Source organism: Trinickia mobilis, from assembly GCF_017315705.1.
Taxonomy (GTDB): Bacteria; Pseudomonadota; Gammaproteobacteria; order Burkholderiales; family Burkholderiaceae; genus Trinickia_A; species Trinickia_A mobilis.
Window position 1 is genome coordinate 1 of record NZ_JAFLRF010000006.1, and the last position, 21,954, is coordinate 21,954.

A 21,954-nucleotide genomic window follows, 5' to 3' on the forward strand; every position below is an offset into this window, starting at 1 on the left:
TGGGTCTTGAGCGCCGAGATCGGCGCCATCGTCTGATGGAAGCCGATCGCCGCCATCGCAATGAGGCCGATGATCAACGGGAACGCCACAAAATCCCAGCGATTGGGGAGCAGCCTCCACGCTGAAGCGTTGGCGGTGCGATTCAGATCAAAACTGAAATTCATTCAATGCCTCCCCGGCACGGGTTCTTAAGCAACGAATCCAATGGGCACACCTCCGCAGGACTAAACGATGGCATCGATATATGACAAGAGATCGACCGAAAATTACGAAACGCAAACAGACCCGCTTGCGGCGCTCATTACACTACATATCCCTTTCATTGAAACCAAAAAGAAAGGTGCCGGGTGAGACTATCCCAAAGCGCGCGCGATATTACGCAGTGCGATGCTTCGCCGACTTTAACCAGAGAAAACAACAGCCGCGGTTTTTATGCTTTATTTACTTGCCGCATTGCACAACCTCCGAATACAATTCGCCGGTCTCATAAAAAGGAGTCCCTCGTGGACGCATCTTCAAGTAGTGGAAGTCCGTTGCCGGCCCATGCCGGCACAGCCGCGAGATAGCTGCCACAGGTTCACTCCTTCGCCGCTAACTCGCTTTCGTCGGGTTAGCGCGCTTCATCATCGATCGGCTCCGTGCCGGTCCGACCGCAGCACGCTCCCCTAATAAGATCGACCGCCTTTCGCAACCGCGCTTGCGAGACGCCGTCACGTATTCATTCGTCGCCTGACGTCGTCGGGCCGGACGGGGGGAATCATGTTCGTCAAATCGTTTGTCATGTCGTTCATGGGCGCAGGACGCGCCCAGCGTCCGCAGGCCGCAGCGCTTCGGGCTGCTTACGTCGGCAGCCCGCTGACCCCAACCGGCTATGTGGTTCTGGCGCTGACCGTCGGCGCCATCGCGATGGTGGCGATGCTCGCCACGTCGTCCACCGGCAACGAACTGGAGGGTGCGTTACGCCTGAACGCTTACTTCGCCTGATCGGCGTCCTCTGGTCACAGCTTCGCAACAGTGCGTGAGTCAAATTCATTAACATCCTGGCTTGCCCGCCAGAAAAAACCACCCCACTTGTCATGAAAAAGAACCTTAAAGCCGCTCTGCGAATCTCCGGCGCACCCGCCAGCCTCACGCTGCTGCTTTCCCTCGGCCTCGTGCCGCCCGCCTTCGCTCAGGCGAGCGGCGAGGCGGCGCCTGCTGCGAACCCGTCACCTGCGCCCGCTGCGACGGAGGCACCGTCGTCCTCGCAGCCCGCTGCCGGCGCTGCGGCCGACCAGACACCGCCCGCGCCCACCGGCTTCTGGGATCGCTCGAACCTGCTCGGCGACATGGGCGGCCTGCGTCCGTGGCTCGGCAACTATGGCGTAACGTTCGGACTGCAGGAAACCAGCGAGTACATGGCCAACCTGTCGGGCGGCACCAGGCGCGGCGGCGCTTACGACGGCGTGACGCAGTTCGGCCTCGGCGTCGATACGCAAAAGGCGTTCGGCTTGCCGGGCGGCACCTTCAACGTGTCGGCGTTCCAGATTCACGGCACCAACCTCACGTCGCGCAACCTGCAGACGATTCAGAACGCGACCGGCGTCGAAGCCGACGCCTCGACGCGCCTGTGGGAACTCTGGTATCAGCAGTCGCTGTTGGGCGGCAAGGTCGACGTGAAGGTCGGTCAGCAAAGTCTCGATCAGGAGTTCATGACGAGCCAGTACGCGGGCACCTTCATGAACGCGACGTTCGGCTGGGAGATCGTGCCCTCCGCCGACCTGCCGGGGGGCGGCCCGGCGTATCCGCTCTCGTCGCTCGGCGTGCGCCTGCGCGCCCAGCCGACCGACGCGATCACCGTGCTCGGCGGCATATTCGACGGCAATCCGGCGCCGGGCAACGGCGATCCGCAAAAGCTCAATTCGAGCGGCACCAACTTCAACTTGCACAACGGCGCGCTCGTCATCGGCGAAGTGCAGTACGCGATCAACCAGCCGCCGTCGGACCCGTCGGCCCCGAAGCCCAGCGGCCTGCCGGGCACCTACAAGCTCGGCTTCTGGTACAACAGCAACCACTTTGCGGACCAAGGCTTCGACAACACGGGCTTGTCGCTCGCGAACCCGAACAGCACGGGCATCCCGGCGAGCCACAGCGGCAACTACAGCATCTACGCCGTCGCCGACCAGATGGTGTGGCGCCCGAGCGCGGACAGCCCGCAAGCCGTGGGCGTGTTCGCGCGCATCATGGGCGCGCCCGGCGACCGCAATCTCGTCGACCTCGGCGTGAACGCGGGTGTCACGCTCAAGGCGCCGTTCAAGGGCCGCGACAACGACGTGGTCGGACTTGCAGTCGGCTACGCGCACATCGGCTCGCACGCCCAGGACCTCGCCAACGCGCAAGGCACGATCACGCCGGGCTATCCGTCGCGCAGCGCCGAGACGATTCTGGAGGCGACCTATCTGTACCAGGTCACGCCGTGGTGGCAGGTGCAGGGCGACTTCCAGTACGCGTTCCGTCCGGCAGGCGGCATTCCGAATCCGGACAACCCGTCGCAACGGGTCGGCGACGAAGCGATCGTCGGCGTGCGGACGACCATCGCGTTCTGACGGCGAGACGACGCTGGTGGCGGGGTTTGGAACAACGCACATGGTACGGAGGCAAGTTGGACGACCTCGAACATCGGCCGGCACCCGCGGGCGCAACGTCAACCGCAACCTCGACCCGGCGCGGCGGCAGGCTGCGCCGGATTGTTGTCGGACGCGACGGCATTCGCGGCGGATGGCTCGCTTTGCTGTTTATCGCGATCGTCGCGGGCGTCGCCTTCGGCCTGTCCTTCGCCGCACGGCATGTCGTGCCGCGGCCAGCCAATTTCCATGCGGTTCCGCCGGGCGCGGCCTTGCTGAGCGAGGGCATTCAAGTCGCTGCCGCGGCCATGGCGACGGCCGTGCTTGCGGCAATAGAACGCAAGTCGTTCTTGGCGTTCGGCCTGCAAGGCGTGGCACGCGGGCTGCGCTTCGCGTCGGGCGCGGTCTGCGGCTTCGCGGCGATTTCCGTGCTGGTGCTGACGCTGCGCAAAGCCGGCCTGCTGCAGTTGAATGCCTCGACGCTGCAGGCCGGCGAGGCCTGGAAGTACGCGGCGATGTGGGCCGCGGTCTTCGTCATGGCAGGTCTCTTCGAGGAGTCGGTGCTGCGCGGCTATCTGCAATACACGCTCGCACGCAGCATTGGATTTGGGTGGGCGGCGATCCTGCTGTCGGTCCTGTTCGGCGCATTACATGGCTGGAATCCCGGCGAGACCCCGGTGGGCCTCGTGACGGCGGTGCTCGCCGGCCTGGTTTTTTGCCTGTCGCTCTGGTACACCGGATCGCTCTGGTGGGCGATCGGCTTTCACGCGGCGTGGGATTGGGGCGAGTCGTATTTCTACGGGACGCCGGATAGCGGCGAGATATCGCAAGGCTCGCTGTTTACGGCACATCCGGTCGGGAACGTCCTGCTCAGCGGCGGCGCCACCGGCCCCGAGGGAAGCGTGCTGATTTTTCCCGTGCTGATCGTGGTCGCGGCTTTGATGTGGGCGTGGTGGGGACGGCGGAAGGTCAAAGCGCCGCTCGCAAGGCATACGAATTGAGCGACGATGACACGACGATCATCGTGCCCCTTCGTCAACTCCATCGCCTGCTGAATCAGCACCTCGCTTTCGCCGTCCAGGCTCGACGTCGCTTCATCGAGGATCAGGATCGGCGCATCGGCAAGGAACACCGCTAGCGTTGCGCGAGGCGCGCGGCGAGCCACGTGCGCAACGCTTCCACTTCTTCGAGACACACGGAGTGCGGCATCGGATACGCGTGCCACTCCACCTTGCAGCCGCGCGCAAGCGCGAAGTCACGCGCGGTTTCGCCTAGCCGGATCGGCAAGATGTCGTCTTGCGTGCCGTGAGCGGCGAAGATCGGGACCTCGCGGTTCGCCGCCTCGAACCGGCTGTCGATGAAGCCTATCGACGGCACGTACCCCGACAATACGATCAAGCCGGCGAGCGCCTCCGGATGCGTGAGTCCCGCCGAATAGGTCATCGCCCCGCCCTGCGAAAAGCCCGCGAGAAAAATCTTCGAAGCCGGAATCCCGCGCTGGTTCTGCTCGCCGATCAAGCGCCGCACCGTTGCACAGGACGCCTCGATGCCCGCTTCGTCGACTTTGCGGCTGACGCCGCCGAACTCGTAGATGTCGTACCACGCGCGCATCACATAGCCGCCGTTCGCGGTGACCGCGATCTCCGGCGCGTTCGGAAACACGAAGCGCACCGCCGGCGCGTCCGCGATGCGAAGTTCGGGGACGAGCGACACGAAGTCGTTCGCATCGGCGCCGAGACCGTGCATCAGGATCACGGCGAATTCGGGGTTCGGTGCGGTTTCGATTTCGATGGTCGAAGTCTGATCGGTCATGACGTACGGCTCCGGGTTGTCAAAGGTGTCTTCAGATGAGTGCAGTCAGCACGAGCAGGATACCTGCAAGCGACACGACCCCGGGGTGCTCGGCCAGCTCCACCGCGACGTTCGGACCGTGCGTGACCACCGTTGCCGACAGCGCTCGCGGCAACTGCCGCACCAGCTCGACCGCCGTGGTGCCGCCGTCGACGATCACGACCCGCCCGTCCCCGATCATGCCGGCGGCCGCCTTGGCGACCGCACGCTGGGTCGCCGATTCACGGGTAAGCATGAAGGCGGTTGCACGAAAGATCTTGTTTTTGCACGAATTTGCACGATATCGTCGAGCCAGCGTCACCGCAACTGGAGCTGACAAATGAAGCCCAACAAGCTGACAGCGGTGCTGACTACGCTGCTGGTGTTGTGTCTTTGCTGGCACGGCCTCGCCGCGCATGCGGCGGCGGCCGACGACGCCCGGAGCCTGCGCGACACCTACCGGAGTCTCACGCAGCAGCTCGCCCACAATCCGTTTCAGCGCGAGCTGTACCTCGTTTCCGAGGAGACGTCGTCGACGCTCAAGGGGGACATCTACGCGGTGATGGACTACCCGTTTGCGACCGTCAACGGCGCACTCGACGATCCGGTGCGCGGCCCCGGCAACTGGTGCGACGTGCTGATCCTGCACTTGAACATCAAGTATTGCCACGCATCGAGCAACGGCAATGCGAGCGTGCTGACCGTGAACCTCGGCAGGAAAGTCGAAGAAGCGCTGTCGTCCACTTATCGTGTGCAGTTCGACTACCGCCCCGTCGAGAGCGCGCCTGACTACTTCAAAGTGGAGCTCAGCGCGGATAGCGGCCCGCTCAGCACCAAGGACTACCGCATCGTGCTCGAAACCGTGTCGATCGGCGGCGGCCGCACCTTCCTGCATCTGACCTACTCGTACGGCTACGGCCTCGCCGGACGGCTCGCGATGAAAACCTATCTGGCGACCCTGGGCGCCGGCAAGGTCGGCTTTACTTCGACGCGCGATCAGTCGAGCGGACAGCTTCACTACATCGGCGGCGTGCGCGGGCTCGTGGAGCGCAACACGATGCGCTACTACCTCGCGATCGATGCGTATCTCGGCGCGCTGGCGAGCCCGCCGGACAAGCAACTCGCGCAGCGCTTCGCGGCCTGGTTCGACGCCACCGAGCAATATCCGCGGCAACTGCACGAAGTGGACCGGCAGGACTATCTGCAGATGAAGAACAACGAGTATCAGCGGCAGCAAACGGCGCAATGACGCAAGACGCCGGGTGCTGCGTTGCCGATCGTGCGCGCCGCAGGATAGCCACGGCGCCGGCGCGGACGTCGCAGTTCGCGGCAATGCAGGGTGAACTGTGCCAAAATGGCCGCACTTTGCTCCTGCCCTACATCAGCAAACGCTATGTCCGAAACGCTGCCTCAACACGCAGCGGCAGACCACGCAATGCGCCATTGGAAATCCCCCGGCCGCACGCCCGTGCGGATCGGTTCCGACGAGCACAAGCAAATGTTCTGCCGGATGCTGCTCGAAACGCACAATCCGTACAAGCCCGTCGTCATCGATTGGCCACCGCTCGCACCCGCCGAGCTGCCTCGCATCACGTCCCTGCCGATCTGGGACATCGCCGTACAAACGGAAGGCCGCGCCTCCATCCGCGTCGCGACCTTCGCCTCCACCGTGCAGGACGCGCTGCTGCGCAAAGCACTCGACATGAACGGAGGAGAGGAAGCGCGCCACAAAGTCGTCTTGTCGAAGCTCGTAGAAGCGTACGGCATCGAGCTCGCGCCGGAGCCTGACTATCCCGCCCCCAAAGATCCCGAGTGGGCGTGGCTCGTGACGGGCTATAGCGAGTGCATCGACAGCTTCTTCGCGTTCGGCCTCTTTCGCTCGGCACAGAAGTCGGGCTATTTCCCGGAAGAACTCGTCGAGACCTTCGAGCCCGTTATCCAAGAGGAAGCGCGCCACATCCTGTTCTTCGTGAACTGGGCCGCGTGGTACCGCAAGAACCTGCCGCGGTGGCGGCGCCCGTGGTTCTCGCTGCGCGTGTGCGCAGTGTGGGCGTTCCTGATTTGGGAACGGATCGGCATCGCGAAGGGCATCGACACCGACGGCGTCATGCACGACGCCACGTTCGCGGCGACGGGCGCGGCCAGCGTCGGCGAAGCGCTCAGCCCGCGTGCGATGATCGAACTCTGCCTGTCCGAGAACGACCGGCGCATGAGCGGCTACGACGGACGTCTGCTGCGCCCGGCCACGGTCCCGCGCATCGCGAAATTCGTGCTGCGGTTCTTGAAGAAATGACAAGCGGGGCACGTACCTGATGCGCTCGAACCCTTTCCTCAAATCCGTGCTCGCTGCGCTGGTCCTCGCGGCGGCGAGCACGGGCTGCGAGACCATCGCTTCCGCCGACCCCAACGCGCTGTGGGACATCGTCCATCTCGACTGCGTGCCCGCCGCGCAGAACAGCGGCAAGACGGGCTTGTGCGCGAACGTCAATCTCTCGCAGCACTACGCACTCCTGAAGGACCGCAACGGCGTCGCACAGCATCTTCTGATCCCGACCGAACGCGTCACCGGCATCGAAAGCCCGCTTCTGCTCGGGCCCGACGCGCCGAACTATTGGGCCGATGCGTGGACCGCGCGCAGTTTCGTCGAAGCGTCGCTCAAGAAACCGCTGCCCGACAACCTGATCGGGCTCGAGGTCAACTCGAAGTACCGGCGCTCGCAAGAGCAACTGCACATCCATGTCGACTGCATGCACGCTGACGCGAGCGCCGCGCTCGAGCGCCATCGCGGCGACCCGCCGGGCCAATGGACCTGGGACACGATCGGCGGCAGCCGCTATCGGATCATGCGCGTCGCCGGCCCGGCGTTCGACGTCGATCCGTTCGACATCGTCGCGCGCGACCGTTCGGGATCGGCCGAGATGGCCATGCAGACGATCCTCGTGACAGGCGCCGGGCCCGCCGCGGCGAGCGACGGCTGGCTGATCCTCAACAGCGGCACCGATGTCACGGGCGGCAGCGGTTCGGCCGAGCCGCTGCTCGATCACGCCTGCGCGGTCGCTCAGCGCTGAGGCCAGGCAACACGCTATGGCTCGAGTAGATTTTCCCTATCGCTTAGATAGAAACTATCGAATGGAGAAATTTATAAGTTTCCTTCAATATCGACCCCGGTCACACGACGAACGTCCTACCAACACCACTGCTCAAGGAAACTTTATGTCGCTCATCAACACCCAAGTCCAACCGTTCAAAGCACAGGCTTTCCACAACGGCAAGTTCGTTGAAGTCACCGAACAGGCTCTCTTGGGCAAATGGTCGGTCGTGATTTTCATGCCGGCCGCTTTCACGTTCAACTGCCCGACAGAGGTCGAAGACGCCGCCGAGAACTACGGCGAGTTCCAGAAGGCCGGCGCCGAGGTTTACATCGTCACGACCGACACGCACTTCTCCCACAAGGTGTGGCATGAGACGTCCGATGCCGTCGGCAAGGCCAAGTTCCCGCTGGTTGGCGATCCGACACACCAGTTGACCAACGCCTTCGGCGTGCACATCCCCGAAGAGGGCCTGGCGCTGCGCGGCACCTTCATCATCAACCCCGAAGGTGTGGTCAAGACGATGGAAGTCCATGACAACGCCATCGCCCGCGACGTTCAGGAAACCCTGCGCAAGCTCAAGGCAGCGCAGTTCGTCGCCGCCAACCCGGGTCAGGTTTGCCCGGCCAAGTGGCGCGAAGGCGCGAAGACGCTGACGCCGTCGCTCGACCTGGTCGGCCGCATCTGAAGTTGAACCGCCGTTGACGGACCGGCCGGGACAGCCCGGCCGGAATTGACCTAGCAAGCACGCAACCTCTCAAGTCCCGGGGACCCTCATGTTGGACGACAGCCTCAAAGCCCAATTGCAAGCCTATCTGGAGCGCGTCAGCCAGCCGCTCGAAATCGTGGCGTCGCTGGACGAGCAACCGAGCTCGCGCGAGCTCGAGCAACTGCTGCAGACCATCGCCGGGCTGTCGGACAAGATCACGCTGCGCACCGACGGCAACGATGCGAGAAAACCGTCTTTCAGCTTGAGCCGCAAGGGCAGCGAACAGAGCCTGCGTTTTGCCGCCATCCCGCTGGGCCACGAGTTCACTTCGCTCGTGCTGGCGCTCTTGTGGACCGGCGGCCATCCGCCCAAGGTCGAAGCCGAGATGATCGATCAGATCAAGGCACTCGACGGCGACTACCGCTTCGAGGTCTACATGTCGCTGTCCTGCCACAACTGTCCGGACGTCGTGCAGGCACTGAGCTTGATGGCGGTGCTCAACCCGCGCGTCAAGACGGTGGTGATCGATGGCGCGCTGTTCCAGGGCGAAGTGGACGCACGCCAGATCATGGCCGTGCCGAGCGTCTATCTCAACGGCGAGATGTTCGGCGCGGGACGCATGGACCTTGAAGAAATCGTCGCCAAGCTCGACACGGGTTCCGCAAAGCGCGAGGCGGCCAAGCTCGACGCCAAGGACGCTTTCGACGTATTGATCATCGGCGGCGGACCGGCCGGAGCGGCGGCGGCGGTCTACGCCGCGCGCAAGGGCATCGACACCGGCATCGCGGTCGAGCGCATGGGCGGCCAGGTCAACGATACGTTGTCGATCGAGAACTACATCTCGGTGCTCGAGACCGACGGCCCGAAGTTCGGTGCAGCACTCGATGCGCAAGTGCGTCATTACGGCGTCGACATCATGTCGCAGCAGCGTGCCGTCGGGCTCGTTGCACCAGCGGTGCCGGGCGGCATGATCGGGGTTCGCATGGAAAACGGCGGTGTTTTGCAGAGCCGCAGCGTCATCGTCTCGACCGGCGCGCGCTGGCGCAACATCAACGTGCCGGGCGAACAGGAATACAAGAACAAGGGCGTCGCCTACTGCCCGCACTGCGACGGGCCGCTCTTCAAGGGCAAGCGCGTGGCGGTGATCGGCGGAGGCAATTCGGGCGTCGAAGCGGCGATCGATCTGGCGGGCGTCGTTTCGCACGTCACGCTGATCGAGTACAACGACCAGCTCAAAGCCGATGCGGTTCTGGTGGCAAAGCTCAATAGCCTGCCCAACGTGACGGTGCAAGTGAACGCGCAAACGACCGAGATCACGGGCGACGGCAACAAGGTCGACGGCCTGCGCTTCAAGGACCGCGCAAGCGGCGCCGAGCAACGGGTCGCGCTTGAAGGCGTGTTCGTGCAGATCGGCTTGGTGCCGAACACCGAGTGGCTCAAGGGCACGGTGGAATTGAGCCGGTTCGGCGAGATCGCCGTCGATGCCAAAGGGCAGACGAACGTGCCGGGTGTCTTTGCCGCGGGCGACTGCACGACTGTGCCGTACAAGCAGATCGTGATCGCCGCAGGCGAAGGCGCGAAGGCGGCGCTGAGCGCCTTCGACTACCTGATTCGAACGCCCTCGGTCGAGGAGCCCGCTCGGGTTTTGGGCGCGGTCGAGGCCTGAGTCTCGGAAGAGGTCGCCAGCTGTACGTCATTCGACGCCCGGCGACGGCGACGCCGCACCGCTCGCGGGCTGAGCCCGATCGTCCGCGCAACCGAAATACGCGACAATCGCGCCCATGACCTGGATCGCCGCCCTCCCGATGTACAACGTCAGTGCCGCACTCGCGGCAGACTGGCGTACGCTGCTGCGCCGCGTCTCACGCGTGCTGGGCGCAAACGGAATCGATATCCACATCACCGAGCCCGGCGACGATCTGCATGCGTTCTGGCGCCGCGCCGATCTCGCCATTTCGCAGACGTGCGGCTACCCGCTCATGCACGGCTTGCGCGAGCACGTGCAACTGATTGCGACACCGCACTTCGATGCACCCGGATGCGAAGGCACGAACTACCGCAGCGTGCTCGTAACAGGCGGCCATGTGAGCGCGCAAACGCTCGAAGCCTGCCGCGGTCTGCGCGCCGCGTATAACCAGGACGATTCGAATAGCGGCATGAATGTGCTGCGGCACGCGGCGACACCGCTTTCCCGCGACGGCGCGTTCTTCGGCAGCGTATTGCGCACGGGCTCGCACATCGGTTCGCTGCGCGCGCTCGCGCACGGAAACGCAGATATCGCATCGATCGACTGCGTGACGATGGCCTTCGTGCGCGACCATCTTCCGGATCTGGCTCGGTCAGTACGAGAGATAGGCTTCTCGGCAGCCTCGCCGGGCTTGCCGTTGATCGCCTCGCGCGCCGCCCCCGAAGCGCTCGTCGAGCAGATACGCGCGGCTTTGCGCGACGCAATCGACTCGGATACGTCGCTCGCGCGACGCCTGCGCCTCAAAGGCTTTTCGACGCTGTCACTCGCCGACTACGCGCGGATCGAGCAATGGGAAGACGAGGCGCGGGCAGCCGGCTATCCGCGCCTCGGATGACGCATGCCGAACGCGCGCGTCGAACTCGGCAACCTCGTTCAAGCGACCGCCGGCGTCACTCCACTTCCATCACCAGCAACTGCGCGCCGTCGGCAACCTGATCGCCGACCGCATACAGCACCTCCGCCACCGTCCCCGCCGCCGGCGCGCCGATCGTGTGCTCCATCTTCATCGCTTCCATCACGATCAGCGGCGCGCCCTTCTCGACTACCGCACCCGGCTCGACCAGCACCGCGATCACCTTGCCCGGCATCGGCGCGGTCAAGCGTCCTTCGCCGTGCTCGGCGTCGGCTGCATGTGCGAGCAGGTTCTTCCATTCGAACGCCAATGCAGCGCCCTGGCAGAACACGTGAAAGACGTCGCCATCGATGAAAACGCGCCCCTTCACACGTGCATCGCCGATCGTCGCGCGGAACTCGTGCGCGCCCTCACCCGCCTGCCATTCGAAAGGCTCGCTGTTGCCCGCATAGTCGAGCGAGCGCGTTGCACTGTCGCGCACGTACGTTGCCGCGAAAGCGGTGTCCGTTTCCGTATCGCGCCATTCGATCTTCTGCCGGTAGGTGCCGTTCAGCCGCCAGTGCGACAGCGCATCCCACGGCGACGCGCCGTGCGCGCCGCCGCCTTCGCGCGTCATCAACGCGGCACATGCGAGCGCGAGCGCTTCCTTGAACGGCTTGTTCGCCGGCGCGAACAGCGCGTCGTGGTGACGTTCGATAAGACCCGTATCCAGATCCGCCGTCGCGAACGGCTCGCTCGTGACGATGCGCTGCAGAAATTCGACGTTCGTATGCGGCCCAACCACCTCGCACGCGCGCAGCGCGCGATTCATGCGAGCGAGCGCCTCGTCGCGGTCCGCGCCGTGCACGATCAGCTTGGCGATCATCGGGTCGTAGAACGGCGTGATCGTGTCGCCTTCGCGCACGCCGCTATCGATCCGGACCGGCGCGCGCGCACTCTCGCCGATCGTGAACTCGACGCCCGCCGGCATCCGCACATGCTTGAGCGCGCCGGTCGACGGCAGGAAGCCGCGCGCCGGGTTTTCCGCGTAGATGCGCGCTTCGATCGCGTGCCCGTCGAGCTTCAGCTGCGCCTGAGTCAACGGCAGCCGTTCGCCCGCGGCGACGCGCACCTGCCATTCGACGAGATCCTGCCCCGTCACCATCTCGGTGACCGGGTGCTCGACCTGCAAGCGCGTGTTCATCTCCATGAAGTAGAACGCGTCGCCCGTCATGATGAATTCGACCGTACCTGCGCCGACGTACTCGACTGCACGCGCCGCCGCCACCGCCGCCTCGCCCATCTCGCGGCGCAGTTCGGCGGAGAGCCCCGGCGCGGGGGCTTCCTCGAGCACCTTCTGGTGACGGCGCTGCACGGAGCAATCGCGGTCGAACAGATAGACTGCGCCGCCATGCCGGTCCGCGAACACTTGCACTTCGACGTGACGCGGACGCGTCAGGTACTTCTCGATCAGCACGCGATCGTTGCCGAAGCTCGACGCCGCCTCGCGCTTGCACGACGCGAGCGCCGCCGCAAAGTCCGCGCTTTTCTCGACGACGCGCATGCCCTTGCCGCCGCCGCCCGCGCTCGCTTTCAGCAGCACGGGGTAGCCGATCGCATCGGCTTCGCGTTGCAGCAGTTGCGGGTCTTGGTCATCGCCGTGGTAGCCCGGCACGAGCGGCACTGCCGCCGCGTGCATGAGCGCCTTCGCCGCCGCCTTCGAGCCCATCGCGGCAATTGCGCTGACCGGCGGACCGATGAACACGATGCCCGCCGCTTCGCACGCGTGCGCGAAATCTTCGTTCTCCGAAAGGAAGCCGTAGCCCGGATGCACCGCTTGCGCGCCCGTCTTCTTGGCGGCTTCGATGATGCGTTCGATCCGCAGATAGCTTTCCGCCGCCGTCGATCCGCCGATATGCACGGCCTCGTCGCATGCGGCGACGTGCTTCGCGTTCGCGTCCGCATCCGAATAGACGGCGACGCTCGCGATGCCGAGCCGCTTGCAGGTTGCGGCGACGCGGCATGCTATCTCGCCGCGGTTCGCAATCAGAATCTTGTTGAACATGAAAAATCTCGTAAAGAGGCTGAATTTCGGCTAATGACGTAAGGAAAGGTCGTACCGGGTCAATCGCGCCACACGGGCGGGCGCTTTTCGAGGAACGACGCGACACCTTCGCGCCCTTCGACACCGGCACGCACGCGTGCGATGCGTTGCGCGGTATCGTCGAGCAGCGCTTCGTCGAGCACGCGGCCCGCGACGTCCTGCACGAGCTGCTTCGATTCGCGCACCGCGCTCGGACCATTCGAACACAGGGTCTGCGCGAGTTTTTGCACGGCCGCATCGAGATCGTCCGCGCTTACGGCCTCGTGGACCAGGCCGAGCCGCAGCGCCGTCGCGCAATCGAACTGCTCGGCTGTCGTGAAGTAGCGGCGCGACGCGCGCTCGCCGAGCGCGCGAATCACGTACGGCGCGATGGTCGCCGGAATGAGGCCGAGCCGCGCCTCCGAAAGACAGAAGCGCGCCGTATCGACCGAAACGACGATGTCGCTCGCCGCGATCAGGCCCATGCCGCCCGCGTAAACATCGCCGGACACGCGCGCGATGACGGGCTTCGTGCAGCGGTAGATCGCGGCCAGCATGTTCGCTAGACGCTTCGCATCGGCACGGTTCTCCGCATCGGAGAACGTCGCCATTTTCTTCATCCAGTTCAGGTCCGCGCCCGCGCAAAACGCGGCGCCGTTCGCCGCGAGCACCGCCGCGCGAATGTCGTCGCGCGTGTCGAGCGCGGTGAAGACGTCGGTCAGCTCCGCGATCATCGCTTCGTTGAACGCGTTGCGGACGTCGGGGCGGTTGAGCGTCACCGTCGCGACGCGCTCGGCAAACTCGACGTTCAGCGTTTCGTATTGCATGTTTATCTCCTGTCGGCCTGAGTTAGCGCTTTAGCGCTTACTCAGGCCCCATGCTTTGCGGTCGGCCTGAGTTGGCGCTTTAGCGCTTACTCAGGCCCCATGCTTTGCGGTCGGCCTGAGTTAGCGCTTTAGCGCTTACTCAGGCCCCATGCTTCGCGGTCGGAAGCCACGCTCGTCACATCCGGAACACGCCGAAGCGCGTGTCTTCGATCGGCGCGTTCATCGCCGCCGACAAGCCGAGCCCGAGCACGTCGCGCGTCTGCGCCGGATCGATCACGCCGTCGTCCCACAGCCGCGCGCTCGCGTAGTACGGATGCCCCTGGTGTTCGTATTGATCGCGGATCGGCTTCTTGAACGCCTCTTCCTCTTCGGCCGGCCACGTGCCCCCTTTCGCTTCGATGCCGTCGCGCTTGACCGTCGCGAGCACGGACGCGGCCTGCTCGCCGCCCATCACCGAGATGCGCGCGTTCGGCCACATCCACATGAAACGCGGGGAATACGCGCGGCCGCACATGCCGTAATTGCCGGCGCCGAACGAGCCGCCGATGATCACCGTGAACTTCGGCACCTTCGCCGTGGCCACCGCCGTCACCATCTTTGCGCCGTTGCGGGCGATGCCTTCGTTCTCGTACTTGCGGCCCACCATGAAGCCCGTGATGTTCTGCAGGAACACGAGCGGAATCTTGCGCTGGCAGCACAGTTCAATAAAGTGCGCGCCCTTCAACGCCGATTCGGAAAACAGAATGCCGTTGTTCGCGACGATCCCGACGGGGTGCCCCCAGATATGCGCGAAGCCCGTGACGAGCGTCGTGCCGTAGCGGGCCTTGAATTCGTCGAAGGCGGAATCGTCGACGATGCGTGCGATGACTTCGCGCACGTCGAACGGCTTGCGCGTATCGACCGGAATCACGCCGTAAATGCTTTGGGCGTCATAGCGCGGCGGTTTCGGTTCCTGCAATGCAACGCTCGGCTGCTTCACGCGATTGAGCTTGCCGACGATGTTGCGTGCAATCGCGAGCGCATGGGCATCGTTCTGCGCGAGATGGTCGACCACGCCCGACAAGCGCGTGTGCACGTCGCCGCCGCCGAGGTCTTCGGCGCTCACTTCTTCGCCGGTCGCCGCCTTCACGAGCGGCGGGCCGCCCAGAAAAATCGTCCCTTGATTCTTGACGATGATCGATTCGTCGCTCATCGCAGGCACGTACGCACCGCCCGCCGTGCACGAGCCCATCACCACCGCGATCTGCGCAATGCCTTGCGACGACAGATTCGCCTGGTTGTAGAAGATGCGCCCGAAGTGGTCGCGATCGGGAAACACCTCGTCCTGGTTAGGCAGGTTCGCGCCGCCCGAATCGACGAGGTATACGCACGGCAGCCGGTTCTCCTGCGCAATCTCCTGCGCGCGCACGTGCTTCTTCACCGTGACCGGATAGTACGTGCCGCCCTTGACCGTCGCGTCGTTACAGACGATCACGCACTCCTGCCCCGCGATGCGGCCGATGCCTGTGATCACGCCCGCACCCGGCGCGGCATCGTGATACATCCCGAACGCGGCGAGCTGCGAGAACTCGAGAAACGGCGTGCCGGGGTCGAGCAGTTGCGCGATGCGCTCGCGCGGCAGCAGCTTGCCGCGCGAGACGTGCTTGTCGCGCGCAGCCTGGCCGCCGCCGAGTGCGACATGCTCGATCTTCGCGCGCAGATCGGCGACGAGCGCTTCGAGCGCGGCGGTGTTGGCCCGGAAGTCGTCCGAGCGCGGGTTCAGCTTGGTTTCGATGATCGGCATGTGGGTCAGCTCCGTGCGTCTCTGGACCAAGTCAAAGCGTTTCGGCGAACAGCTCGCGGCCGATCAGCATGCGGCGCACTTCGCTCGTGCCCGCACCGATTTCATAGAGCTTCGCATCGCGCCATAGGCGACCCACCGGGTATTCGTTGATGTAGCCGTTGCCGCCGAGGATCTGAATCGCCTCGCCGGCCATCCAGGTCGCCTTCTCGGCCGTGTAGAGAATCACGCCCGCGCAATCCTTGCGAACCTGGCGCACGTGATCGCGGCCGAGCGAATCGAGCTGGCGGCCCACCGCATACAAATACGCGCGGCACGCTTGCAGCGTCGTGTACATATCGGCGAGCTTGCCTTGAATGAGCTGGAATTCGCCGATCGATTGACCGAACTGCTTGCGCTCGTGAATGTACGGCACGACCGCATCCATGCACGCGAGCATGATGCCCGTCGGGCCGCCCGCGAGCACGGCGCGCTCGTAGTCGAGACCGCTCATCAGCACCTTCACGCCGCCGTTGAGCTGGCCGAGGATGTTCTCTTCCGGCACTTCGACGTTTTCGAACACGAGCTCGCCGGTGTGCGAGCCGCGCATGCCGAGCTTGTCGAGCTTCTGGGCGGCCGAAAAGCCCTTCATGCCCTTTTCGACGATGAACGCGGTGATGCCCTTCGGGCCGGCATCGACGTCGGTCTTCGCGTAGACCACGAGCGTGTCGCAATCCAGGCCGTTGGTGATCCACATCTTCGTGCCGTTCAGCACGTAATGGCCGGCGCGCTTGTCCGCGCGCAGCTTCATGCTGACGACGTCCGAGCCGGCGTTCGGCTCGCTCATCGCGAGCGCGCCGACGTGCTCGCCGGAGACGAGCTTCGGCAGGTATTTGCGCTTCTGCGCTTCGGTGCCGTTGCGGTGAATCTGATTCACGCACAGGTTCGAATGCGCGCCGTAAGAAAGGCCGACCGACGCCGACGCGCGCGAGATCTCCTCCATCGCGACCATGTGCGCCGTATAGCCCATGTTCGCGCCGCCGTACTCCTCCGCGACCGTCATGCCGAGCACGCCGAGCTCGCCGAACTTGCGCCACAGGTCCATCGGGAACTGGTCGCTGCGGTCGATTTCGCCCGCGCGCGGTGCGATTTCCTTCGCCGCGAAGTTGGCGAGCGTGTCGCGCAGCATTTCGATGTCTTCGCCAAGCGGGAATTGCAGTCCAGGCAAGTTGCTCATGATGCCTCCCGCTGGGCCGCCCCAAGGGAGGCATCGGCCCCCTCGGGGGGCAGCGAACAAATGTGAGCGTTGGGGTGGTTCATGTCTTCTCCTCGAATCCTCAAATTCCTAAGGCGGCCGGGCGAACGGCCGAAGTTTGAAAGCGCAATGCGGCACCGCGGCATTGGCAGACTCGCGGCCCGCCGCCTATGTTGCGCTCGATTTCGCTCGATCAGCGCGAATTTCACGCTACATTGACGTAAACGTCAATAGGTTTTTATGAGCAAAGCTCAATTTTCTTGAAACCGGCTTGAAAGCCCGCCCGTGCGTGCTAATATCGGCGCCAACCACCCCGCACAAACCCCTAAATCTGAACTCGACTCATATGCTGCCGGAAACCAAGGCCGAGCCCGCAAACGCGCGCCGCCGGCCAGCCGGGCGCAAATCGCAGCAACGCGTGAAGGAAATTCTTCAGGCGGGCCGCGACGTGTTCTCGGAGAAAGGCTACGACCGCGCGACCACCGCCGAAATCGCGCAGCGCCTCGGCATTTCCGAGGCCACCGTCTTCAGCTACTTCCGCGGCAAGCGTGACTTGTGCGCGCGCGTCATCGCGGATTGGTACGACGAAATCATTGCTGCAATCGAAATCGGCCTGCCGCGCGACGGCGGCACGCGCCAGCAGTTCGCGTTCATCGTCCGCACGCATTTGCGGCTCATGCTGCTGAACGGCACCGGGCTCTGTGCGCTGGTGTTGTCCGAGGGGCGCACGAAGCACCATGAACTCAGCGACGAGCTGACCGAACTCCAGCGCCGCTACACCGCGCCGCTGATGCGCGTGCTCGCGCACGGCCAGGAAACCGGCCAAATTCGCGCCGACATGCCGCTGCGCCTCTTGCGCTCGATGGTGTTCGGCCCGATGGAGCACGTGCTGTGGGACGCGACGCTCGCGCACCGCCGCACCGATATCGATGCGACCGCCGACCGTCTGGTCGACGTGCTGTGGGCCGCGCTGCAGCCGCCGCAAGCGGAGCTTGCCGCGCTCGTGCAATTGAAAAACGACGTCGACGAAGCAACGCGGCGTTACGAGGCAGCGACGCGTGGCAGAATGGTCTGACGGCAGGGCTGCGCCTCGTGCAAGGCACCGCCTGTCTGCCCGCCCCACTTCACTTCTGACGACACGCCGATGACCGCTCGACTCACACCCGCCATTGCGTCGAAGTTCGCCGCGCTGGCGCTCGCCCACCTCACTCGCGAATATCCGAACAAGCTCACGCATTCGCTGGCCGGCCCCGAGGATGTGCAAAGCCCTCGCTCCCTGCATCCGATCTTCTACGGCAGCTACGATTGGCACTCGTGCGTGCACGGTTACTGGCTGGTGCTGCGCCTCATCGACCGTTACCCCGATCTGCCGGAAGCGTCGCGTATCGTCGCCGTCGCCGACGCGCACTTCACCGATGAAAACGTCGCGGGCGAACTCGCTTACCTGAACCTCGCCCACCATCGCGGCTTCGAACGGCCCTATGGCTGGGCATGGCTCCTTGCGTTGGCGGGCCAACTCCATTCGATGACGTTGCCCGATGCCGCGCGATGGAGCAAGACACTCGCCCCGCTCACGGAAGCGTTCGTCGAACGCTTCACCGAGTTCCTGCCGAAATCGACCTATCCGCTGCGCGTCGGCACGCATTTCAACACGGCGTTCGCGCTGTCGCTTGCGCTCGACTTCGCGCGCCGCACGTCGCACGGCGCGCTCGAAACGCTGATTGTATTGACGGCGGAGCGCTGGCATTCGAACGATGCGGGCTGCCAGGCGTGGGAGCCGAGCGGCGACGAGTTCCTGTCGCCCGCGTTGATGGAGGCGGAATTGATGCGGCGCGTGCTTCCAGCCGGCGAGTTCGCCGGCTGGTTCGATCGTTTCCTCCCTGATCTGGCCGCACGCAGGCCCGAAACGCTGTTCGCCCCGGCCACCGTCACCGACCGGACCGACGGCAAGATCGCGCACCTCGACGGCCTCAATCTCAGCCGCGCGTGGTGCCAGCGTTCGCTGGCGCGCGCACTGCCGGCCGGCGATATCCGCGCGACGCTCTTGAACGACGCGGCCGAGCTGCATCTGCGCAGCGCGCTCGAACACGTTGCAGGCGACTATATGGGCGAACATTGGCTCGCCACGTTCGCGCTGCTTGCGCTGGAGGCTTGACCCGTCGCCGAAGCTTCGGCCGCGCCCAACCGTTCGTCGATCAGGGGCAACGAGCAGCGCCCCAGCACGCGAATACCCCTATGAATTAAGGCATTTTTAAGGTTCCGTTCCTACGCTCAAGGACATCCCTATGCAGGTCTGCGCCGTCAAAAGCGGACGTGAACAGGGCGAGCAAAGATGACCGGAAAACGCTTACCGGTCCTCGTTTGGGCTCGGCAATAACGGCTCCGCTTCGGAAAGCGCAGCGGAAGGGCTTTTCTGTTGCCGCGCAAGGGAAACAAGCATCGTTGTTGGTGTTCGATGGAGAAAGAAATGAAGCTACGTCTGCTTTCGTTAATTAGCGCGGCCGCGATTCTCGCGGCCGGTACGTCTCAGATCGCAACGGCCGCAACGCCGGCTTTGCCTCCTCTTCAGCACAGCGGCAGCATCAGCTATTTGTCCGGAGGCGTAGGCAGCGACCAATCCGCGGCGATCAAGAACGTGATGCACCAATATCCGCTCACCTTGGAATTCGTCGGCAAGACGAACAGCGGCAACGAATATCTGGCCGACGTCCCCGTTCAAATCGCAGACGCGCATGGAACGACGGTCCTCAAGACCGACGCACAGGGGCCGTTTATGTTGTTATCGCTGCCTGACGGGCGCTACACTGTGACGGCGCGTCACGACGGGAAAATGCAACGCCGTACCGTGAATATTGCGTCCAGCACGCGTGCGCACGAGATGTTCATCTGGGCGATGTAGCACCGAGCCGGGCGCCACTGAATCAAATGCTCGACGCCCGGAATGCCCGGATCGTCCGGGAACGAAAAGGAGATCGGGTGAAGCCAACCAGCGAAGATGTCACTCCAGAAAGCGCACGCGCCGACTCCACGTCGGCATCGGCGCGCGAGCGCGCACCGTCCAAGGGCCATGGGCCTTATACCGTCATCGTGCTGGTGCTTCCCGTCATGATCGCCGCGCTGTTCATCACGTTAGGCGTATTCGGTCTCCTCGTGCGATTGTTCTCGCGGTGACACCTGCCGCGATTCGCTAACGCCAACGTTGATGAGGAAGCCATGTTGCCCAAGCTGATTGCCTCACTCGCCGCAGCGGCCACGCTCGTTGTCAGTCTTCCTGTTCATGCGCAGGCAGGCAGCACCAAGCTGGCGATGCTCGATCCATTTACGATCAGCCACACACGCCCCGATAACGGCATGCTGCGCGTCAAGGGGAATACGGCGGGAACGCGAAATTGGCCCGTCATCCACGGGCCGTCGTACTACCCGATGTGGAACGACGGCAACGCTTTGCGCGACGGCAAAGGCGCGCCGCTCGAAAGCGATCGCTTTCACTTTCGCTAGCTGCAAAGCGGCGCTGCGCGCGCAAACAACGCGTTGATCTCCTTGCTGGGAATCGCCTCGTCCGCATAGCCGAAGGTGCCGTGCTCGCTCATCTCGCGCGCGGCGCGCAAGAACGCGCCGAACGCCGCGCGCGCGAGCGAACCGCCGACGCTCACGCGCTTCACGCCAAGCTCAGCCAGTTCGTCGAGACTCAGGCGCACGCCCTGCAAGCCCATTAGCACGTTGACCGGCCGGTCGACCGAACGCACGAGCGTCGCGATCTCTTCGCGCGTCTTGAGGCCCGGTGCATAGAGCACGTCGGCGCCCGCTTCCTGGTAGGCCTGCAAGCGGCGGATCGTATCGTCCAGATCCGGACGGCCCCAAAGATAGTTCTCGCAGCGCGCCGTCAGCGTAAACGGAAACGGCTGTGCGCGCGCCGCCTCGGCTGCGGCGCGCACGCGCTCCACGGCCGCGTCATGCGCGTAGATGGGATCGTCGGTGCGCGTCGTGGCGTCTTCGATCGAACCGCCGGCCACGCCCGCCTGGGCCGCGAGCCGGATCGTTTCCGCGCAATCCTCGGGCGCATCGCCAAAGCCGTTCTCGAGATCGGCGCTCACCGGCAGATCGGTTGCGCCGGCGATCTCGGCAAGATGGACGAGCATCTGCTCGCGTCCTACCGCGCCATCGGGCAGGCCGCGCGAAAACGCGTAGCCCGCGCTGCTCGTCGCGAGCGCCTTGAAGCCCGCTTGCGCGAGCAGCCGCGCGGTGCCGATGTCCCACGGATTCGGGATGATGAAAGCGCCCGGTGCCTCGTGATACGCGCGAAACGCGCGCGCCCTTTCGTTTTGCTTGCTCAGAATGTTCATTGCCTGCTCCGCCTCGATGGATGGGACTCGAAAATCGGCAGCCGCGTGCGGCGTCCCTGCTGAACTCTAGGCCAAGCGCCGCTATCGACGTTACGCCTTGCGATGAAATGTCGATGCACGACTCGCCGGCATCGCGAGAGACACGCCGCGCCGCCCTGACAAACAGCAACGGCCCGCCGACTCCTCCGAAGAAGCCAGCGGGCCTTCATTGTCGTGCATGTCTCGAAACGTCGCTCGAACCCCGGGCGAGCGCCGCGTCACTCGGGAAACGGCAGCTCCGTTTGCCCGTCCGCGCGCATGTCGAAGACATTCAGCGTCATCGCCACCAGCGCGTAATAACCGAGCAGACCGACCAGGTTGATCGTCACCGGATGCCCGAAACGCTCGACGGTCTTTTGAAACGTCGCATCGGACACGCGCTTCGCCTCATAAAGCTCGGTGGCGAAATCGAAGATCAGCGCGTCGTCGGCGTCTTCGAAAACGGGACGCTGCCCCGTGCGAAGCGCCTGCGCCGTCGCGGCCGGCACGCCTGCTTGCAGCGCGATCGGATAGTGGATGTGCCACTCGGCCTGCGCCTGCCAGCGCGCGGCCGTGACGAGAATCGCCAGCTCCGACAAACGCAGCGGCAGCCCCGTCCGATAGCGGCAGAAGGCGCCGAGACGCTGCGCGTGCTGCGCGAGTTCGGGGCTCTGTATCCAGCCGAGGAACGGGCCGTTCAGATTGCCGCGCGGGCCCGACAGGATTTCGGTGAGCACCGCTTGCTGTGCGGGCGTGGCATGCGCCCTGTCGAATGCGGGCAGACGCGCAGCGGATGAGCGTTCGGTCATGGTCGTGTCGTGAGTGGGCTGGGTTGCAAGGGTTGCGATCGATACCGTTA

The 21,954-nt window shown here is 64.5% G+C and carries 23 protein-coding genes and 1 pseudogene; 15 read left to right on the plus strand and 9 right to left on the minus strand.

Annotated features, from left to right (window positions below):
- Positions 1-164, minus strand: a pseudogene (locus tag J3489_RS10095) (ABC transporter permease); the annotation flags it as partial.
- A 595-nt stretch (positions 165-759) separates the two neighbouring features.
- On the opposite strand from J3489_RS10095, the gene J3489_RS10100 reads away from it, so the two are divergent.
- The 4 genes from J3489_RS10100 (at position 760) to J3489_RS10115 (ending at position 3,741) form a co-directional block, all read left to right on the plus strand.
- Positions 760-984 (plus strand): hypothetical protein, encoded by a 225-nt coding sequence (locus J3489_RS10100; protein WP_206997596.1) that lies wholly within the window; start codon positions 760-762, stop codon positions 982-984.
- A gap of 92 nt (positions 985-1,076) precedes the next feature.
- Complete coding sequence (locus tag J3489_RS10105) at positions 1,077-2,585, plus strand: carbohydrate porin (RefSeq protein ID WP_206997597.1); 1,509 nt, start codon at positions 1,077-1,079, stop codon at positions 2,583-2,585.
- Positions 2,586-2,641: 56 nt separating this feature from the next.
- Positions 2,642-3,604, plus strand: coding sequence for a CPBP family intramembrane glutamic endopeptidase (locus tag J3489_RS10110; RefSeq protein WP_206997598.1), 963 nt, complete (start codon positions 2,642-2,644; stop codon positions 3,602-3,604).
- On the plus strand, positions 3,601-3,741 hold the full coding sequence (locus tag J3489_RS10115; RefSeq protein WP_206997599.1) for a hypothetical protein: 141 nt from the start codon (positions 3,601-3,603) through the stop codon (positions 3,739-3,741). Before J3489_RS10110 ends, J3489_RS10115 begins: the two co-directional genes overlap by 4 nt.
- Here the strand turns inward: J3489_RS10115 and J3489_RS10120 are convergent.
- Entirely contained in the window at positions 3,738-4,415 is a 678-nt protein-coding gene (locus J3489_RS10120; protein ID WP_206997600.1) for an alpha/beta hydrolase, read from the minus strand. The genes J3489_RS10115 and J3489_RS10120 overlap by 4 nt on opposite strands.
- 31 nt (positions 4,416-4,446) lie before the next feature.
- On the minus strand, positions 4,447-4,689 hold the full coding sequence (locus tag J3489_RS10125; protein ID WP_206997601.1) for a sugar phosphate isomerase family: 243 nt from the start codon (positions 4,687-4,689) through the stop codon (positions 4,447-4,449).
- Positions 4,690-4,773: 84 nt separating this feature from the next.
- Here J3489_RS10125 and J3489_RS10130 point away from each other — a divergent pair, with 84 nt between their 5' ends.
- The 6 genes from J3489_RS10130 (at position 4,774) to J3489_RS10155 (ending at position 10,813) form a co-directional block, all read left to right on the plus strand.
- Positions 4,774-5,682: a hypothetical protein gene (locus J3489_RS10130; RefSeq protein ID WP_206997602.1), complete on the plus strand. Its 909-nt coding sequence runs from the start codon at positions 4,774-4,776 to the stop codon at positions 5,680-5,682.
- A gap of 144 nt (positions 5,683-5,826) precedes the next feature.
- On the plus strand, positions 5,827-6,726 hold the full coding sequence (locus J3489_RS10135; RefSeq protein WP_206997603.1) for a ferritin-like domain-containing protein: 900 nt from the start codon (positions 5,827-5,829) through the stop codon (positions 6,724-6,726).
- A 19-nt stretch (positions 6,727-6,745) separates the two neighbouring features.
- Positions 6,746-7,501: a CDP-diacylglycerol diphosphatase gene (locus J3489_RS10140; protein WP_206997604.1), complete on the plus strand. Its 756-nt coding sequence runs from the start codon at positions 6,746-6,748 to the stop codon at positions 7,499-7,501.
- A gap of 145 nt (positions 7,502-7,646) precedes the next feature.
- On the plus strand, positions 7,647-8,210 hold the full coding sequence (gene ahpC / locus J3489_RS10145) for an alkyl hydroperoxide reductase subunit C (protein ID WP_206997605.1): 564 nt from the start codon (positions 7,647-7,649) through the stop codon (positions 8,208-8,210).
- Positions 8,211-8,298: 88 nt separating this feature from the next.
- Complete coding sequence (ahpF, locus tag J3489_RS10150; protein WP_206997606.1) at positions 8,299-9,897, plus strand: alkyl hydroperoxide reductase subunit F; 1,599 nt, start codon at positions 8,299-8,301, stop codon at positions 9,895-9,897.
- Between the two features lie 115 nt (positions 9,898-10,012).
- On the plus strand, positions 10,013-10,813 hold the full coding sequence (locus J3489_RS10155) for a phosphate/phosphite/phosphonate ABC transporter substrate-binding protein (protein ID WP_206997607.1): 801 nt from the start codon (positions 10,013-10,015) through the stop codon (positions 10,811-10,813).
- Positions 10,814-10,868: 55 nt separating this feature from the next.
- On the opposite strand, the gene J3489_RS10160 is transcribed toward J3489_RS10155, so the two are convergent.
- From J3489_RS10160 to J3489_RS10175, 4 genes are all read right to left on the minus strand, one after another.
- The gene (locus tag J3489_RS10160) at positions 10,869-12,875 is read right to left on the minus strand and encodes an acetyl/propionyl/methylcrotonyl-CoA carboxylase subunit alpha (RefSeq protein ID WP_206997608.1); all 2,007 of its coding nucleotides are present in this window, start codon (positions 12,873-12,875) and stop codon (positions 10,869-10,871) included.
- 59 nt (positions 12,876-12,934) lie between these two features.
- On the minus strand, positions 12,935-13,720 hold the full coding sequence (locus J3489_RS10165) for an enoyl-CoA hydratase/isomerase family protein (RefSeq protein WP_206997609.1): 786 nt from the start codon (positions 13,718-13,720) through the stop codon (positions 12,935-12,937).
- A 175-nt stretch (positions 13,721-13,895) separates the two neighbouring features.
- On the minus strand, positions 13,896-15,503 hold the full coding sequence (locus tag J3489_RS10170; RefSeq protein WP_206997610.1) for a carboxyl transferase domain-containing protein: 1,608 nt from the start codon (positions 15,501-15,503) through the stop codon (positions 13,896-13,898).
- A gap of 31 nt (positions 15,504-15,534) precedes the next feature.
- A complete protein-coding gene (locus tag J3489_RS10175) occupies positions 15,535-16,716 on the minus strand; it encodes an isovaleryl-CoA dehydrogenase (RefSeq protein WP_206997611.1) in 1,182 nt (393 codons plus the stop codon).
- 364 nt (positions 16,717-17,080) lie between these two features.
- On the opposite strand from J3489_RS10175, the gene J3489_RS10180 reads away from it, so the two are divergent.
- From J3489_RS10180 to J3489_RS10200, 5 genes are all read left to right on the plus strand, one after another.
- Positions 17,081-17,809 (plus strand): TetR/AcrR family transcriptional regulator, encoded by a 729-nt coding sequence (locus J3489_RS10180; RefSeq protein WP_206998012.1) that lies wholly within the window; start codon positions 17,081-17,083, stop codon positions 17,807-17,809.
- Between the two features lie 69 nt (positions 17,810-17,878).
- Positions 17,879-18,889: a DUF2891 domain-containing protein gene (locus J3489_RS10185; protein WP_206997612.1), complete on the plus strand. Its 1,011-nt coding sequence runs from the start codon at positions 17,879-17,881 to the stop codon at positions 18,887-18,889.
- 261 nt (positions 18,890-19,150) lie between these two features.
- Positions 19,151-19,633, plus strand: a complete 483-nt coding sequence (locus J3489_RS10190) for a carboxypeptidase-like regulatory domain-containing protein (protein ID WP_242539921.1) — start codon at positions 19,151-19,153, stop codon at positions 19,631-19,633.
- A 77-nt stretch (positions 19,634-19,710) separates the two neighbouring features.
- Entirely contained in the window at positions 19,711-19,905 is a 195-nt protein-coding gene (locus tag J3489_RS10195; protein WP_206997613.1) for a hypothetical protein, read from the plus strand.
- A gap of 42 nt (positions 19,906-19,947) precedes the next feature.
- Complete coding sequence (locus tag J3489_RS10200; RefSeq protein WP_206997614.1) at positions 19,948-20,232, plus strand: hypothetical protein; 285 nt, start codon at positions 19,948-19,950, stop codon at positions 20,230-20,232.
- Here the strand turns inward: J3489_RS10200 and J3489_RS10205 are convergent.
- On the minus strand, positions 20,229-21,077 hold the full coding sequence (locus J3489_RS10205) for an isocitrate lyase/PEP mutase family protein (RefSeq protein ID WP_206997615.1): 849 nt from the start codon (positions 21,075-21,077) through the stop codon (positions 20,229-20,231). The genes J3489_RS10200 and J3489_RS10205 overlap by 4 nt on opposite strands.
- 257 nt (positions 21,078-21,334) lie before the next feature.
- A complete protein-coding gene (locus tag J3489_RS10210) occupies positions 21,335-21,904 on the minus strand; it encodes a carboxymuconolactone decarboxylase family protein (protein ID WP_206997616.1) in 570 nt (189 codons plus the stop codon).
- Positions 21,905-21,954: the final 50 nt, after the last annotated feature.

Bases quoted from the DNA above. Each gene is read 5' to 3' on its own strand.
- J3489_RS10170 (WP_206997610.1), bottom strand. From the start codon at position 15,503: ATGCCGATCATCGAAACCAAGCTGAACCCGCGCTCGGACGACTTCCGG.
- J3489_RS10210 (WP_206997616.1), bottom strand. From the start codon at position 21,904: ATGACCGAACGCTCATCCGCTGCGCGTCTGCCCGCATTCGACAGGGCG.
- ahpF (WP_206997606.1), top strand. From the start codon at position 8,299: ATGTTGGACGACAGCCTCAAAGCCCAATTGCAAGCCTATCTGGAGCGC.
- J3489_RS10125 (WP_206997601.1), bottom strand. From the start codon at position 4,689: ATGCTTACCCGTGAATCGGCGACCCAGCGTGCGGTCGCCAAGGCGGCC.
- J3489_RS10160 (WP_206997608.1), bottom strand. From the start codon at position 12,875: ATGTTCAACAAGATTCTGATTGCGAACCGCGGCGAGATAGCATGCCGC.
- ahpC (WP_206997605.1), top strand. From the start codon at position 7,647: ATGTCGCTCATCAACACCCAAGTCCAACCGTTCAAAGCACAGGCTTTC.
- J3489_RS10140 (WP_206997604.1), top strand. From the start codon at position 6,746: ATGCGCTCGAACCCTTTCCTCAAATCCGTGCTCGCTGCGCTGGTCCTC.
- J3489_RS10155 (WP_206997607.1), top strand. From the start codon at position 10,013: ATGACCTGGATCGCCGCCCTCCCGATGTACAACGTCAGTGCCGCACTC.
- J3489_RS10135 (WP_206997603.1), top strand. From the start codon at position 5,827: ATGTCCGAAACGCTGCCTCAACACGCAGCGGCAGACCACGCAATGCGC.
- J3489_RS10205 (WP_206997615.1), bottom strand. From the start codon at position 21,077: ATGAACATTCTGAGCAAGCAAAACGAAAGGGCGCGCGCGTTTCGCGCG.
- J3489_RS10180 (WP_206998012.1), top strand. From the start codon at position 17,081: ATGCTGCCGGAAACCAAGGCCGAGCCCGCAAACGCGCGCCGCCGGCCA.
- J3489_RS10120 (WP_206997600.1), bottom strand. From the start codon at position 4,415: ATGACCGATCAGACTTCGACCATCGAAATCGAAACCGCACCGAACCCC.
- J3489_RS10200 (WP_206997614.1), top strand. From the start codon at position 19,948: ATGTTGCCCAAGCTGATTGCCTCACTCGCCGCAGCGGCCACGCTCGTT.
- J3489_RS10130 (WP_206997602.1), top strand. From the start codon at position 4,774: ATGAAGCCCAACAAGCTGACAGCGGTGCTGACTACGCTGCTGGTGTTG.
- J3489_RS10100 (WP_206997596.1), top strand. From the start codon at position 760: ATGTTCGTCAAATCGTTTGTCATGTCGTTCATGGGCGCAGGACGCGCC.
- J3489_RS10185 (WP_206997612.1), top strand. From the start codon at position 17,879: ATGACCGCTCGACTCACACCCGCCATTGCGTCGAAGTTCGCCGCGCTG.
- J3489_RS10165 (WP_206997609.1), bottom strand. From the start codon at position 13,720: ATGCAATACGAAACGCTGAACGTCGAGTTTGCCGAGCGCGTCGCGACG.
- J3489_RS10175 (WP_206997611.1), bottom strand. From the start codon at position 16,716: ATGAGCAACTTGCCTGGACTGCAATTCCCGCTTGGCGAAGACATCGAA.
- J3489_RS10105 (WP_206997597.1), top strand. From the start codon at position 1,077: ATGAAAAAGAACCTTAAAGCCGCTCTGCGAATCTCCGGCGCACCCGCC.